This is a genomic window from Brevibacillus sp. HB1.3 (genome assembly GCF_013186635.1).
Lineage (GTDB): Bacteria > Bacillota > Bacilli > Brevibacillales > Brevibacillaceae > Brevibacillus > Brevibacillus brevis_D.
Window position 1 is genome coordinate 25,249 of sequence record NZ_JABMIT010000014.1, and the last position, 13,744, is coordinate 38,992.

The window sequence follows — 13,744 nt, forward strand, 5'->3', positions numbered from 1 at the left end:
CTTAAAAATTAGTACTACAGCACCATTTTACCATCCTCTTCCACAATTCACCACAAACTCCAATAAGAAACCCACTTTTGCTCCAATGAAAAAACCGCTTGGCTTCATCCAAACGGCTTTCATCCTTCGTTATTCGCGTACCAAACGCTTCACAATCGCAGCAACCGCTGTAGCAGCTTGCTTCGCCTCTTCCACCGTATTCGTAATCCCAAAGCTGAAACGAATGGCTGAAAGAGCAATCTTCTCGTCCAAGTGCATTGCTTTTAGAACGTGTGACAGCTCTAGTGATCCGGATGTACAAGCTGAGCCGCTCGCTGCTGCAATCTTGGCGATATCCAGATTCATCAGCATGGTTTCTGTATGGGCACCAGGGAAGGACACATTTAAAATATGTGGCAATGCCTGCTCGCGATGTCCATTCAGGCAGAACGTAATTCCTGCTTCCTGCCAGACTGCGATCATCGCTGCTTTCATCTGCTTATACTTTTCAACTCGCTCCGCCATTTCCTCGACAGCGACCCTCGTCGCTTCGGCAAACCCAACAATCCCGGCCAGGTTTTCCGTTCCCGCTCTGCGCTTGCGCTCTTGTGAACCGCCGTGCAAAATCGGGGAAAACGGAACCTTACGCGCTAAATACAAAGCGCCGACTCCTTTTGGCCCATTAATTTTATGGGCGGATACCGAGAGCATATCAACAGGCAGCTTTCGTACATGGACAGGCAGGACACCAAAAGCCTGTACGGCATCTGTATGAAAAACAATCCCTTTTTCACGCAGAAAGGTACCCATTTCCTCGATTGGCTGGATCGTTCCTACTTCGTTGTTGCCGTACATAATAGACACCAGTACCGTATCCGGACGAACCGCTTGTTTCAGGTCTTCCAAACGGACCATGCCTGTCTCGTCAACAGGCAAGTACGTCACTTCAAATCCTGCCTGCTCCAAAAATTCACAAGCATGCAAGACTGCATGGTGCTCGATTTGCGAAGTGATGACGTGGCGACCACGTTCGCGCTGTGCCATTGCAGCGCCGATGATTGCCATATTGTCCGCTTCTGTCCCGCCACTCGTAAAGATGAGCGATTGCGGATCAGCATCCATAAAGTCGGCAATCGTGTCTCTCGCATGCTCCAACGCTTTTCGTGCTTCGCGACCTGCACCATGGACACTGGATGGATTCCCGTATACTTGAGTCAAATAGGGAGTCATAGCTGCAACTACACGCGGATGCACCGGCGTAGTAGCTGCATGGTCAAAATACATTCGCTCTGACAATGCTGTCACCTTCTACCAACTTATAGTACGTGTTCAAAAAGTCGGCTTTTTGAACAACCTCTTAAATTCTAGATATAAAACATATAATTATCGGCAGGACCATCGTCCTCAAAACTGATCAAGTCTTGAAGGGATGTCGAATCCAAAACAGAAGAAATACTATCCCGAATACGCAGCCATAAAAAACGCTTAGCCGGGTCTTCTTCCTCTGCAAATTCCACAGGGCTGATCGGTCCTTCCAGCACGCGAATCACATCGCCAGCAGAAATCTCATCCGGCTGCTTCGCCAGAACATAACCGCCATATGCGCCACGGATACTCTTTACCAAACCCGCGTTACGCAGAGGTGCAATCAATTGCTCCAAATAATGCTCGGACAAATCGTGTTTTTGGGCGATGCTCCGCAGGGAAGTCGGCCCTTCTCCGCAACGGTTGGCCAATTCCATCATGATCGTCAGCCCGTAACGTCCTTTCGTTGAAATCTTCACGTTAACAACTCTCCTCTTTGTATCGGTAATACGCGCCCGCCCCCTACATGTCTTCTGTATCGAGGGACACACTAACATCTTAGGGGGTGATATGCAGATGACAACGAACAAACGCTCGGAACGAGGTCCCAACCACCCGTCCGAAACCTTGTACGACCAACCCGCAGGCACGATTGCTCACAAAGCCCGTTACGGTGCGAGTGAGCAGAGCAAACAGCCGAATGAAAACGGTGATTTGCCCAATAAACCAGGCGGAAATGTCCGCACGTAACATGTTCGCTCCCCCATTATTCGGGGGAGTTTTTCCTTGGCAATCCACGTTCATCCATCTTCTGTCTTTCTTCCTGGAAACGGCGAATGTGACGCTCATAGCCGTGATCCTTTGGCTGGTAGAACGAGTAGTTTACACCGTCAGGCAGATACTGTTGAGGTACATACCCATATGGATAGTTATGCGGATACAGATATCCCTGACCGTGTCCCAGCTTCGCAGCTCCCTTGTAGGCAGAATCTCGCAGATGAATCGGCACTTGCTTGTGTCCATCTGTTCGGATACGATCCAACGCAGAATTAATTCCGTTGTAAGCAGCATTGCTTTTGGGTGCGGTTGCCAGGTACGTCGTCGCTTGTGCTAAAGGGATACGCCCTTCAGGCATCCCCACCAATTCTACCGCCTGAAAGCAGGACATCGCAACTGTGATCGCTTGCGGGTCAGCATTTCCAATGTCCTCTGAAGCCGAAATTACCAAGCGGCGAGAAATGAACCGTGGATCTTCTCCGGCATCAATCATTCTCGCCAACCAGTAAAGAGCTGCGTCCGGATCAGAACCACGAATGGATTTAATAAAAGCGGAGATCGTGTCGTAATGATTGTCCCCACTCTTATCGTAGCGTACTGCCCTGCGCTGAATGGATTCCACGGCAACGTCCAATGTCACCGTAATCCGCCCATCTGCACCTGGTTGCGTCGTTGTCACCGCCAGTTCCAATGCGTTGAGCAAACGTCTGGCATCCCCTTCTGCGTATTGAACCAAATGCTCTGCCGCTTCCGGTTCTACAGTGACAAAGAGCTCCGCCAATCCGTTTTCTTCATCAGTAAGTGCCCGATCCATGACCTGCTTTAATTCCTCATGAGAAAGCGATTGAAGGGAAAATACTTGTGAACGCGACAAAAGCGCCGGATTCACCTCAAAAAAAGGATTCTCCGTCGTGGCGCCGATCAAAATAATCGTGCCTTCCTCCACATAAGGGAGAAGGGCATCCTGTTGTGATTTATTGAAGCGGTGTATCTCGTCTACGAACAAGGTTGTCCGCTGACTGTCCATAACGAGCCGTTCCTTCGCTGCATCTACCACTTTACGGATGTCAGCGACACCGGCCGTCACGGCATTTAGCTCGGAGAAATGCGTACGTGTGGTTCGGGCAATGACTTTTGCCAGTGTTGTTTTCCCTGTTCCCGGAGGTCCGTAAAAAATGACAGAGGACACTTGATCTGCTTCAATCGCGCGTCGAAGCAGCTTTCCAGGAGCTAAAATATGCGATTGCCCGATTACATCCTGAATCGTTTGCGGCCGCATCCGTGCAGCCAATGGCTTCTGTTTGCCGCCACCCTGCTGGTCATAGGCAAACGTGAATAAATCATCCATATTCCACTATCCTTTTACAGGCTGCCACTCCAAAATATCTCTTGCCACTACACTGGCCAAAATTAAACCAGCTACAGAAGGCACGAAAGCATTGCTCGCTGGAGGCATCCGCACTTTACTAATCGGTGAATCCGGGTTGGAAACGATCTGTTCGCGTACATCTACACGTACGGTTACGGGAATCTCACGGGAATATACCACTTTTACTCCTTTGTAGATACCGCTTTTCCGCAGCTCACGACGAATGACCTTTGCAATCGGATCATAACTCGTTTGGGAAATATCGGCAACCTCAAAACGAGTCGGGTCCATTTTGTTGGCCGCACCCATGCTAGAAATAATAGGGATATTGCGACGCTTCGCTTCCTTAATCACATGGAGCTTCGCAGACATGGTATCCATCGCATCCACGATGTAATCCAGTTCATGCTCGAACAGCGCATTCGCTGTTTCTTCATTGTAGAACATATGGAGAGTTACGACCTCGCACTCTGGATTGATCGTCGCAATGCGCTCCTTCATAAGCTCCGCCTTTTTTTGACCGACTGTGTTCAGCGTCGCATGGATTTGGCGGTTGATGTTCGTGATGTCTACTACATCCTTATCTACCAAAATGAGCTTGCCTACACCTGTACGCGCGAGTGCTTCCACCGTAAAGGAACCAACTCCGCCAATTCCCAATACAGCAACACAGCTATTTTTCATTTTTTCCAAACCTTCGGGACCGAAGGCCAATTCACAACGAGAAAATTGATGAAGCATATTTCGTGTCACCTTTCATTCGCAAGCTGGATTATAGTCAATCGGAAAAGTAGGATTGAAATAGAAAAAAGGAGCCCCATTATGTCGTGTTACTCCTTAGTTTTGAACCTGCTCATCGCAGGTGGGTGTCTTGCCGAACTGTTACAGACGTCCACTCTAAGGAGGCATGCCTTTACAATCACGGACGAAAAACTCCCTAAACAAACTTTGTGGCTCAAAACTATCGGATGTCACGAGCATCGCAGGGCTTTCATCATAGTATTACCAATGTATCAAAGAGCAATGCAGTTGCGCAAGTCGATTACGCTTCCACCTTTTCTTCTTCTGTGACAATTGTTGCAATGGACAGCTCTTCCAATTGTTTTCCGTCTACGACATCTGGAGCGTTTACCATCAGGTCGCTCGCACTTGCTGTTTTCGGGAATGCGATGACTTCGCGCAGGTTGGTGCGGCCAGCCAAGAGCATGATCAGACGGTCCAAACCAAGTGCGATTCCACCGTGTGGAGGTGTACCGTACTCGAATGCATCCATGAGGAAGCCGAATTGTTTACGTGCCTCTTCTGGTGAGAAGCCAAGTGCGGTAAACATTTTTTCTTGTACCTCGCGCTTGAAGATCCGCATGGAACCTCCGCCGAGCTCGTATCCATTGAGTACCATGTCGTACGCTTGTGCGCGCATTTGACCTGGATCAGTGTCGAACAGGTGCAGGTCTTCGTCTTTTGGACGTGTGAATGGATGGTGCAGAGCAACGTAACGCTTTGCATTCTCATCCCACTCAACCAGCGGGAAGTCTACTACCCAGAGGAATGCGAACTTGCTTTGGTCAATCAGACCAAGTTCAGCACCCAGCTTGGAACGAAGGGCACCCAATGCATCTGCTACTACTTTTGGTTTGTCAGCAACGAACAGGAGCAAGTCGCCTTCTTCTACCGCCAAGCGTGCTTTCATCTCGTTGATTTCTTCTTCTTTAAAGAACTTCGCAATTGGCCCTTTGACTTCGCCGTCTTTGAAGCCGATCCAAGCCAAGCCTTTCGCGCCATAACGGGAAGCGAATTTGCCCAGGTCGTCTGCTTCTTTACGGGAGTAGTGTCCGCAACCTTTTGCGTTGATCGCTTTTACTTGTCCGCCGCCAGCTACTGCTGCTGCAAACACCTTGAAGTCGCTTGTCGCAACCAGATCAGATACGTCTGTCAGCTCCATGCCGAAGCGTACGTCTGGTTTGTCAGAACCGTAACGAGCCATGGCATCCGCATACGTGAGACGCGGGAATGGAGTCGGTACATCTACGCCAACCGTTTGCTTGAATACGTGAGCAACCATCTTTTCCATCATCGGCAGGATCTCTTCCATAGACAGGAAAGAGGTCTCAATGTCGATTTGGGTAAATTCTGGCTGACGGTCAGCACGCAGGTCTTCGTCACGGAAGCAACGAGCGATTTGGTAGTAGCGCTCCAAACCGGATACCATCAAAAGCTGTTTGAACAGCTGTGGTGATTGTGGCAGTGCGTAGAACTCGCCTGGATGTACACGGGAAGGCACGAGGTAGTCACGTGCGCCCTCAGGAGTGCTCTTCTGGAGAATTGGTGTTTCGATTTCCAGGAAGTTGTTCTCATCCAGGTAGTCACGGAATGCTTTCGCTGCTTTGCTGCGCAAAATCAGGGAGCGCTGCATTTCTGGACGGCGCAAGTCCAGGTAGCGGTATTTCAGACGAACTTGTTCATCTACATCGATCTCGTCTTCAATCAGGAACGGAGGCGTTTTTGCATCGTTCAAGATTTCGATTTCAGAGATGTGCACTTCTACTTCGCCGGTTTTCAGCTTCGGATTGACTGCTTCTGGTGCACGGTTTACCACTTTCCCTTTTACAACCAGTACGTATTCGCTGCGAACCTTGTCAGCCGCTTCCCAAGCTTCTTTGTTGTACTCCGGGTTGAATACGATTTGGACGATGCCAGTGCGGTCACGGAAGTCGATGAAGATGACGCCTCCGAGGTCGCGACGCTTTTGTACCCATCCGTTCAGTACGACTTCCTGCCCAACGTGTGCTGTTGTTACTTCTCCACCATGTACGGTGCGATATTGCCAAGACATGATCATTTCCCCCAACGATTTGTTTTATTGATTTGCTTTTGCAGCGAGTACCGCAACGAGTTCCTCGCGTTTCACTTCTTGTTGTTCACCTGTTGCCATTTCCTTTAGAACAACCGTGCCGTTCGCTAATTCAGACTCACCAATGATCGCCGTAAAACGTGCCTGTAGGCGATCTGCTTGCTTCAGCTGTGCTTTCATTTTCCGATCCAGATAATCCAGCTCAGCCGCAATCCCTGCTTGACGCAATTGGTCAACGAGGACGAAAGCCGTTGTTTTCGCTTCTGGTGTCTGCACCACTACGAAGCAGTCGATGCCACCTGAGATTGGCAGTTGAACACCTTGCTTTTCCAGAGCCAACAGCAGACGCTCGATACTGAGTGCGAAGCCAATGCCCGGCATATCGTCGCCGCCCAGCTCTGCAACCAGTCCGTTGTAGCGCCCACCGCCACAAAGTGTTTCTACCGCACCGATCTCCGCCATTTTGATTTCAAATGCGGTCAGTGTGTAGTAGTCCAAACCGCGAACCAAACGCGGATTTACATGAAACGGAATATCCAGCGCGGTCAAGTAGTTTTGTACAGCTTCGAAGTGTGCCGCGGACTCTTCGCTCAAGTAGTCCAAAATGGACGGAGCGTCCATCGTCAGTCTTTTGCATGTTTCATTTTTGCAATCGAGTACGCGCAGCGGGTTGCGATCGATGCGAGACTGGCAATCCTCACACAGCTCAGAGCGAACGCCGTTCAAATGTGCGAGCAAATGCTCACGGTGACGTGCCCGGTCTTCTCCTGTACCTACGCTGTTCAGCTCCACAGAAAGTCCTGTCAATCCGAGCTCCTGATACAGACGAATCGCAAGGCCAATGACTTCTGCATCAATCGCTGGATCGCTTGAACCGATCGCTTCTGCACCGAATTGGACGAATTGGCGATAGCGGCCTGCTTGCGGACGCTCGTGACGGAACATCGGGCCTAAGTAGTACAGCTTGGTAGGCTGATTAGGCACACCGTACAGCTTGTTTTCCACGTAGGAGCGAACAACACCCGCTGTCCCTTCTGGACGCAGCGTGAGAGCATCTGTACTGCGCGGATTGGCTACACTGTACATTTCTTTTTCCACGATATCCGTGGTCTCGCCTACACCCCGTTGGAACAACTCTGTGCTCTCAAACAGCGGCGTACGAATTTCCGCGTAATTGGAGCGGCGACACAGATCGCGGGCCTTGGCCTCCACGTAGTGCCACAGCTCTACAGTACCAGGCATGATATCCTGCGTACCGCGTGGGATCTGAATTCTTGTCATTCCTCTCGAACCTCCATGTCTTTTCAAAAACTCGGGCTAAAGCCAAACCTTCAGGATCAAGGAACCTTTTTTTATGAACAAATAAAAAAGCCCCTCGTCTCCTGACATTTAGCAAATCGCCGCATGTCAGGGACGAGAGACTGGTTATACTCCCGTGGTGCCACCCTGTTTGAATAGCCCTATATCTCAAAAGGCTATCCCACTTATTAGCCGTTAACGCCGGCACACGCCTGCCAGTTACTGGGGAAAGAGATTTCTTTCAGCCGTTCACTGCGGTCTTCAGGGATGTCATTCACCAAGCCGTAATACGAAAGCACTCTCAGCCACGGCGCTTTCTCTCTGGGCATCCGGTTCCTGGATACTTGTTCCCGTCATCAGATCATTTCTTATTCAATAAAAAAGCTTAATGTGAATCATAGCAAACCCGCCAACAGCCGTCAACAGGCGCTTAAATAAAACTTTTTTTATTAATCAACAGTATATCCATCACTTACTTGCCAGATACCTGTCCAGCCGTTCTCGCACCCGTATAGATTTCATCCAAATCACGGAGCTTGTTTTCAACCAGAACCTTGTACGTGTCATTGTACGTTTTCGGGTCCTTGGGGTTCGGAAAGCGCGTCAGCTTGCCACTTCCTGGAGCCATCAGCTTGGATACCGCCCCACAGCCGAGACCAAGGATGGTTTGTACCTCTTCCATGATCATGATATTGTAGATGCTTTCCTGCCCTGGCTTGGCATACCCGACATTCTCCAGATTTCCCAAAATGTTTTTCTGACGATATAAATAGTACGGGTCATAACCGTTCGCTGCTGTCCAATCGGAAGCCATCTCCATCATCTTACTAATTTCTTCGCGACTGGCGACCTTATAGCGGTCTTTGTTTTGCGTCATCTCAGATGCTCTCTTGAAAGACAGCGTATGCACCGTCAGCGAGGCAGGCATTAGTTTTTCTACCTCTTGGAGACTGTGTGCCAGCTCGGCTACGCCTTCGTTTGGCAGCCCGATGATCAGGTCCATATTAATATTTGTCAAGCCCATCTCCATAGCCAGATGGTATTTCTCAATCGTCTCTTCGACGGTGTGGTGACGTCCGATTGCCTGGAGCGTCTCCTGCGTAAACGACTGTGGGTTAATGCTGATCCGATCTACTTCCCACCGCTTCATGACATCGAGCTTTTCGCGTGTAATCGTGTCGGGTCTTCCCGCCTCAACCGTCAACTCACGCACATCTCCCATGTGTGGAAACGAACGATGCATCGTCTCAAACAGCTGATTCATGTCATCTGCGGTAATACTCGTAGGGGTTCCGCCTCCGAAATAAATGGACGTGATCCGTTGGTCATTCGCCCGAAGCCACTCCCCCATCCGCTCCATCTCGTAATGGAGACCTTCAAGAAACGGATTAACCGAAGCCGTATGACTGCGAATCGCGTAAGCAGGAAACGTACAGTACGCACACTTCGTCGGACAAAATGGGATTCCGATATAGACCGATAGCTCGCGGTCAATCTGATACAAATCAGGCACGACGTTCAGCTGCTTATCTACGATTTCTTGCAAAAGCTTTAGCTTGTATGGACGCAAAATCACATCCTGTTGCAATTTCTTGTGTGCTTCCTGTCTGTCTACACCAGCGGCGTTCAACTGATGCAACAGTTTCGTCGGGCGTATCCCGGTCAAAATTCCCCAGCCTTGCTCCATGGCCGTGTATTCTTCCAGCATCAATAACAGCGCATAGCATAGCGCTTGCTTGGCCGTCTTTTTCATCGCTTTCTCATCACGTGCTACGTAGTCTCGCTCCACCTGATGGGAGATGCTTCGCTTGCCATCGTATAACTCTCCCGAAGCTACGACTCCATTATCACGCACGGTCAATGCCAGCTTGATTTTCAAATCAGCCTCATCTGTCCACTCGGGCACAAAAGTGAGCGCTGGATCTTCATAAAATAACGCGAGAATTAAGGAGAGTTCCCGCTCGAATGCGTGTCCCTCACATATCATCTGTATCATGGAGTTCACCTGCTTTTTTCAAAAATGCCACTCCTCATCATAGCCGACGAGAATTACTCGGGTCAACTAGACAAGTTGTGGCATCGTGTGCAAGGTGACAAAAACGGTTATGTCCGTTTTTGCCGGGGGTGTTGAATATCTCGTAAGCCCGGATGAAAATCTTGGGCCATTTCCGCATTTTGTAGTGACGTTTCTTTCTCTAAATCGTCTTGAAAATCAACAGACAAAAACTGCCGATTCAATCCTTGCGCGAATGTTTCCTTCTTTGACTGTCTCACGATAAATTCCTCCTGAAAAGCTGCGTGCGCTAGCATCTAGTAAAATCTAGTATTGCCTTGCCAGCTGAAAAGCAATCAGGGAACCTATGCAGAACCTTGTCGTATTTTGCAGGAAAAAGCAGGAGAAATAGCGAAGTGATTATTTTGGCAAAAACATGCAAGAGCGCAATGAATTTAAAAAGCTAGGTATTTCGGAAAGGATGTCTATCGTGTTTGTTCGTCAAAAGATCCTGATGAGTCTCCTGACTGTCGTCTGTGCCATTTCCCTCCCCGTTTCTGCAGCCTGGGCCGCCGGTTCTGTTCAGGTCACCGTGGACAAGCTCAATGTCCGTTCAGGTCCCAGCCTCCAAGACGCTATCGTTACTTCACTGCCGAACAAAACTGTGCTGCCCGTCATCTCCACTAAAAATGACTGGATTCAAGTAAAGCTTCCGAACGGTCAAAGCGGTTGGGTAGCGAACTGGCTCGTCAGCACACAGCAACAGCAACAGAAACCAGCGAAACCAGCAACTGTATCTGCCAAGCAAGTGGAGAGCACCACAACGAATCTCAATGTTCGTTCTGGACCCGGACAGACATATGCAGTCGTACAAACCATCAATCCAGGAACACGCTACCCCATCGTGCAAACGAGTGGCGAATGGCTCCAAATTCAACTCAATGCAGGAACAAAAGGCTGGGTCGCAAACTGGCTTGTAAAAGAAGTAGGTACGGGACAAGCAGTTTCTCCTCCCTCTACAGGTAGTACGCCCCCAACGACCAATCCAGCGGGCACTGGCTCACAACCGAAGCCTCCTGCACTACAAGGAACCAGCCTAACCTTGGATTTCGCTCCGTACGTATACGCCACGCCAGATGCCAGTACACCTGCCATCGGTCAACTACATGCGGGCGAGAAAATCACGGTCTTGAACAGACAAAATGGTTGGATTCAATTCCCTTACGATGGAGTCAATGCTTGGCTCTCCACCGATCAAACCAATCCGGACACAGGTCAGCCGACCCTTCCTGAAAATGGAAATGGGAACACGCAACCTCAGACTGGACAACCGTCCTCTTCCAGTCAAACCGCCACAGTAAAAACGGACGGATTGAATCTGCGCAGTGAACCGAACACAAGCAGTGCCATTCAAACTACATTTCCCGTCGGAAGCAAGCTGACTGTTTTGGAGAGACAAGGAGACTGGTACCGCATCAAAGCGGCGGACGGAAAAACTGGCTGGGTGGCAGGCCAGCACATTACGGTGGACCAACCAAGCATGCCTACTCCGAGTGGCCCATACGTGACGGTCATGAATCCAGATACCAATGTTCGTTCTGGTCCGAGTACCGATCACGCTGTTATCAAACAGGTGCAACCTGGCGAGAAATACGGGATTGCCAATAAATCAGGCGAGTGGTTCCAAGTAAACTTCCCTGACGGCTCCACAGGCTACATTGCAGGCTGGCTCGTTTCAGCTAACGGTGCGCCAGCAGTGGTACGCAGTAATGATCTTGCCGGTAAAGTCATCGTCGTCGATGCTGGACATGGTGGCACAGATGGTGGTTCGACTGGCTCCAGCTTCTCTACTTTAGAGAAAACGGTCAATCTGCAAGTTTCTCTGCTCCTGCGCAACAAGTTGGAAGCAGCAGGTGCCAAAGTCATCATGACACGGGCTGATGATCGCAAACTGACCCTGCAACAGCGCGTCGACATCGCGATTCAAAATCAGGCTGATATTTTTGTCAGCGTCCATCATAATACGCATCCAAACTCTGCAACGAATGGCTCGATTATTTTCTACTACAGCCAAGGTAACTCAAGCAAGCTCGCCTCCCTCGTTCAAACAGAACTGGTGAAAGCGACGAGCTACAAGGACATGAATTATCGGTACGGAAACTATTTCGTTCTACGCGAAAACCCGGTGCCATCCATTTTGGCCGAGATTTCCTTCTTATCCAACTACAACGATGAGATTCGCGCACGTTCCGAGAAACAGCAGGATCTTGCCGCAGAAGGTCTGTTCAAAGGGATTGTCCAGTACTTTAATACACAAAGCAATCAAGGAGGTTAATCCCTCTCTTACAAAACCCCCAGGCGAAAGAAGCTGTCTCGAGCTCTCTCGTATGGGGGTTTCTTTTATGGCGCATCTGATCGCATCAAGACAAGACAGGCAGGAATTCCCAAAGGATTTGCGAATATGATAAGGCATCGAAAGGAGTGATGACGGATGAAAAACAATCACAATAACAGTAATCGCACGGTATGGACGCAGGTGATCAAAAGTTAACCTTTGAAAATGGAGTGATTTCTATTAAAACCTTGTTTGAGTACAATTGGATTGTTCGTGAAGAATGGCTGAAATGGTGTGAGGATGTTCCGATAGAAGAATTGCTTCGTCCGCGCATCGGAGGTGTCGGGGGGATTTTGCATACCCTGTTCCATGTCATTGATGTAGAGTGGAGCTGGATTCAAGTCATGCTGGGAAGGCCTGATTTTCAAGAAAGCTTCAACCTTTACAATCGCTTGGAAAAGGTTTGTGAGCTGGAGGTGACTTTTCGCCCGGATGTGCTTCAATTTTTGCGCAATTGGGATGAAAGCATGGAAACAAGAGCCTTTCAAGATACGAAACCAGACGGCAGCATCGCTACGTACACATGGGGTGAAATTATGCGGCACATGATCGCTCATGAAATCCACCATATCGGACAGCTATCGATATGGGCACGAGAAGTCGGGAAAAAGCCGATTTCTGCGAACCTGATTGGCAAAAATCTGATCCTCCCTACAGCCAATTACATTCACTGACCCGATTTCGTACTGAAACGACAAAAACGATTGCCGAATGCAATCGTTTTTTGTTTTTTGACTTCGCTATTTCGAAGTGGATTAATAAGCCGGGCGTTTTTCCCACGGCTCGACCTGACCGACGATTATTTGTTGTTCAGTTGTTTGCAGAGCCTCAACCACCCCAGCCGCAATCTCATCATTCGTCAGCCAGCGTGAATGCTCACCTGCGCATGTAAAACCGAGGATGACCCGTCGATATATACAAACTTCTGATGTAGGCTTTGTCGGTGAATTTTTCCAAGCACCGCTCCCACACACATGCAGCAATTGCCAGTGCTTCTCAGGACGTGACAGTTCTTCCACGATCACAGAGAGTGCCTGCGGTGCAGTCGAATGAATCCACGCGACAACCACATCCATTGGCCCTCTCTTCTCTACGAGCTCGGCCATAGACTGCCGCAAGCTGTCTGTCTGATAATAGTCTTGAGACAGCAAATGAATCGACTCAGGATGAATGGAACCGTCTCTGATACGACTTAATTTGACTGGATCACGCCCAAGCACGGTTACTTGATAACCTTGGTGAGCCAGCCATCGGGAAACCTCTGTAAGCATGCCACTCGCACCGATCACCAATGCTTCTTGCGTCATGTTTTCATCCCCTTGGCTGTGTTTACGATTCCACAATCAATGTGACAGGACCATCATTTAACAAACGCACGTCCATCATTGCACCAAAGCGTCCTGTTTCCACCTGGAGCCCTTTTTCCCGCAGCTTGGCGTTAAACAGCTCGTACAGCGGTTCAGCTAGCTCCGGTCGTGCGGCAGCCATAAAGTTGGGTCTTCTGCCCTTTCTACAATCGCCATACAGCGTAAACTGAGATACGGACAAAATTTGACCACCCTTGTCTAAAACAGAGAAGTTCATTTTGCCTTCCTCGTCTTCAAAAATACGCAAGTTCGCAATTTTGTCTGCGACAAATTCTACTTCTTTTTCTGTGTCTTCATGCGTAATTCCTACCAGTAGCATTAAGCCGTGATCAATTTGTCCGACAATCTCTCCTGCTACAGTCACACTCGCTTCTCTCGTTCTTTGTACGACAACTCTCACACTGACTCA

The 13,744-nt window shown here is 49.4% G+C and carries 13 protein-coding genes and 1 other RNA gene; 3 read left to right on the forward strand and 11 right to left on the reverse strand.

The window, feature by feature from the left end; genetic code table 11:
* Positions 1-129: 129 nt before the first annotated feature.
* A complete protein-coding gene (locus HPY31_RS24940; protein ID WP_172142886.1) occupies positions 130-1,275 on the reverse strand; it encodes a cysteine desulfurase family protein in 1,146 nt (381 codons plus the stop codon).
* 68 nt (positions 1,276-1,343) lie between these two features.
* Entirely contained in the window at positions 1,344-1,763 is a 420-nt protein-coding gene (gene cymR / locus HPY31_RS24945; RefSeq protein WP_012685608.1) for a cysteine metabolism transcriptional regulator CymR, read from the reverse strand.
* Between the two features lie 97 nt (positions 1,764-1,860).
* Between cymR and HPY31_RS24950 the strand changes: the two genes are divergently transcribed.
* Positions 1,861-2,034, forward strand: coding sequence for a hypothetical protein (locus tag HPY31_RS24950; RefSeq protein ID WP_016739245.1), 174 nt, complete (start codon positions 1,861-1,863; stop codon positions 2,032-2,034).
* 16 nt (positions 2,035-2,050) lie between these two features.
* On the opposite strand, the gene HPY31_RS24955 is transcribed toward HPY31_RS24950, so the two are convergent.
* The 7 genes from HPY31_RS24955 to HPY31_RS24985 form a co-directional block, all read right to left on the reverse strand.
* On the reverse strand, positions 2,051-3,409 hold the full coding sequence (locus HPY31_RS24955; RefSeq protein WP_012685607.1) for an AAA family ATPase: 1,359 nt from the start codon (positions 3,407-3,409) through the stop codon (positions 2,051-2,053).
* A gap of 6 nt (positions 3,410-3,415) precedes the next feature.
* A complete protein-coding gene (locus HPY31_RS24960; RefSeq protein ID WP_172142887.1) occupies positions 3,416-4,171 on the reverse strand; it encodes a tRNA threonylcarbamoyladenosine dehydratase in 756 nt (251 codons plus the stop codon).
* A gap of 69 nt (positions 4,172-4,240) precedes the next feature.
* Positions 4,241-4,422, reverse strand: a non-coding RNA gene (gene ssrS / locus HPY31_RS24965) — 6S RNA.
* 50 nt (positions 4,423-4,472) lie between these two features.
* Positions 4,473-6,263 carry an aspartate--tRNA ligase gene (gene aspS / locus HPY31_RS24970; protein WP_172142888.1) on the reverse strand — a complete coding sequence of 597 codons (1,791 nt, stop codon included), beginning with the start codon at positions 6,261-6,263 and terminating at the stop codon, positions 4,473-4,475.
* A gap of 24 nt (positions 6,264-6,287) precedes the next feature.
* A complete protein-coding gene (gene hisS / locus HPY31_RS24975) occupies positions 6,288-7,562 on the reverse strand; it encodes a histidine--tRNA ligase (RefSeq protein ID WP_172142889.1) in 1,275 nt (424 codons plus the stop codon).
* 490 nt (positions 7,563-8,052) lie between these two features.
* Entirely contained in the window at positions 8,053-9,576 is a 1,524-nt protein-coding gene (locus HPY31_RS24980) for a coproporphyrinogen III oxidase (protein WP_172142890.1), read from the reverse strand.
* 107 nt (positions 9,577-9,683) lie between these two features.
* Positions 9,684-9,854: a hypothetical protein gene (locus HPY31_RS24985; protein ID WP_016739239.1), complete on the reverse strand. Its 171-nt coding sequence runs from the start codon at positions 9,852-9,854 to the stop codon at positions 9,684-9,686.
* Between the two features lie 155 nt (positions 9,855-10,009).
* On the opposite strand from HPY31_RS24985, the gene HPY31_RS24990 reads away from it, so the two are divergent.
* Entirely contained in the window at positions 10,010-11,908 is a 1,899-nt protein-coding gene (locus HPY31_RS24990) for an N-acetylmuramoyl-L-alanine amidase family protein (protein WP_172142891.1), read from the forward strand.
* Between the two features lie 191 nt (positions 11,909-12,099).
* Positions 12,100-12,642 carry a DinB family protein gene (locus HPY31_RS24995; RefSeq protein WP_216675808.1) on the forward strand — a complete coding sequence of 181 codons (543 nt, stop codon included), beginning with the start codon at positions 12,100-12,102 and terminating at the stop codon, positions 12,640-12,642.
* A gap of 81 nt (positions 12,643-12,723) precedes the next feature.
* Here the strand turns inward: HPY31_RS24995 and HPY31_RS25000 are convergent, their stop codons facing one another.
* On the reverse strand, positions 12,724-13,275 hold the full coding sequence (locus HPY31_RS25000; RefSeq protein WP_172142892.1) for a short-chain dehydrogenase: 552 nt from the start codon (positions 13,273-13,275) through the stop codon (positions 12,724-12,726).
* A gap of 22 nt (positions 13,276-13,297) precedes the next feature.
* Positions 13,298-13,735, reverse strand: a complete 438-nt coding sequence (dtd, locus tag HPY31_RS25005) for a D-aminoacyl-tRNA deacylase (protein WP_016739235.1) — start codon at positions 13,733-13,735, stop codon at positions 13,298-13,300.
* Positions 13,736-13,744: the final 9 nt, after the last annotated feature.

Coding starts and splice junctions, on each gene's coding strand:
- HPY31_RS24950 (WP_016739245.1), top strand. CDS start 1,861: ATGACAACGAACAAACGCTCGGAACGAGGTCCCAACCACCCGTCCGAA.
- HPY31_RS24955 (WP_012685607.1), bottom strand. CDS start 3,409: ATGGATGATTTATTCACGTTTGCCTATGACCAGCAGGGTGGCGGCAAA.
- HPY31_RS24960 (WP_172142887.1), bottom strand. CDS start 4,171: ATGCTTCATCAATTTTCTCGTTGTGAATTGGCCTTCGGTCCCGAAGGT.
- aspS (WP_172142888.1), bottom strand. CDS start 6,263: ATGTCTTGGCAATATCGCACCGTACATGGTGGAGAAGTAACAACAGCA.
- hisS (WP_172142889.1), bottom strand. CDS start 7,562: ATGACAAGAATTCAGATCCCACGCGGTACGCAGGATATCATGCCTGGT.
- HPY31_RS24980 (WP_172142890.1), bottom strand. CDS start 9,576: ATGATACAGATGATATGTGAGGGACACGCATTCGAGCGGGAACTCTCC.
- HPY31_RS24990 (WP_172142891.1), top strand. CDS start 10,010: ATGCAAGAGCGCAATGAATTTAAAAAGCTAGGTATTTCGGAAAGGATG.
- HPY31_RS24995 (WP_216675808.1), top strand. CDS start 12,100: ATGGACGCAGGTGATCAAAAGTTAACCTTTGAAAATGGAGTGATTTCT.
- HPY31_RS25000 (WP_172142892.1), bottom strand. CDS start 13,275: ATGACGCAAGAAGCATTGGTGATCGGTGCGAGTGGCATGCTTACAGAG.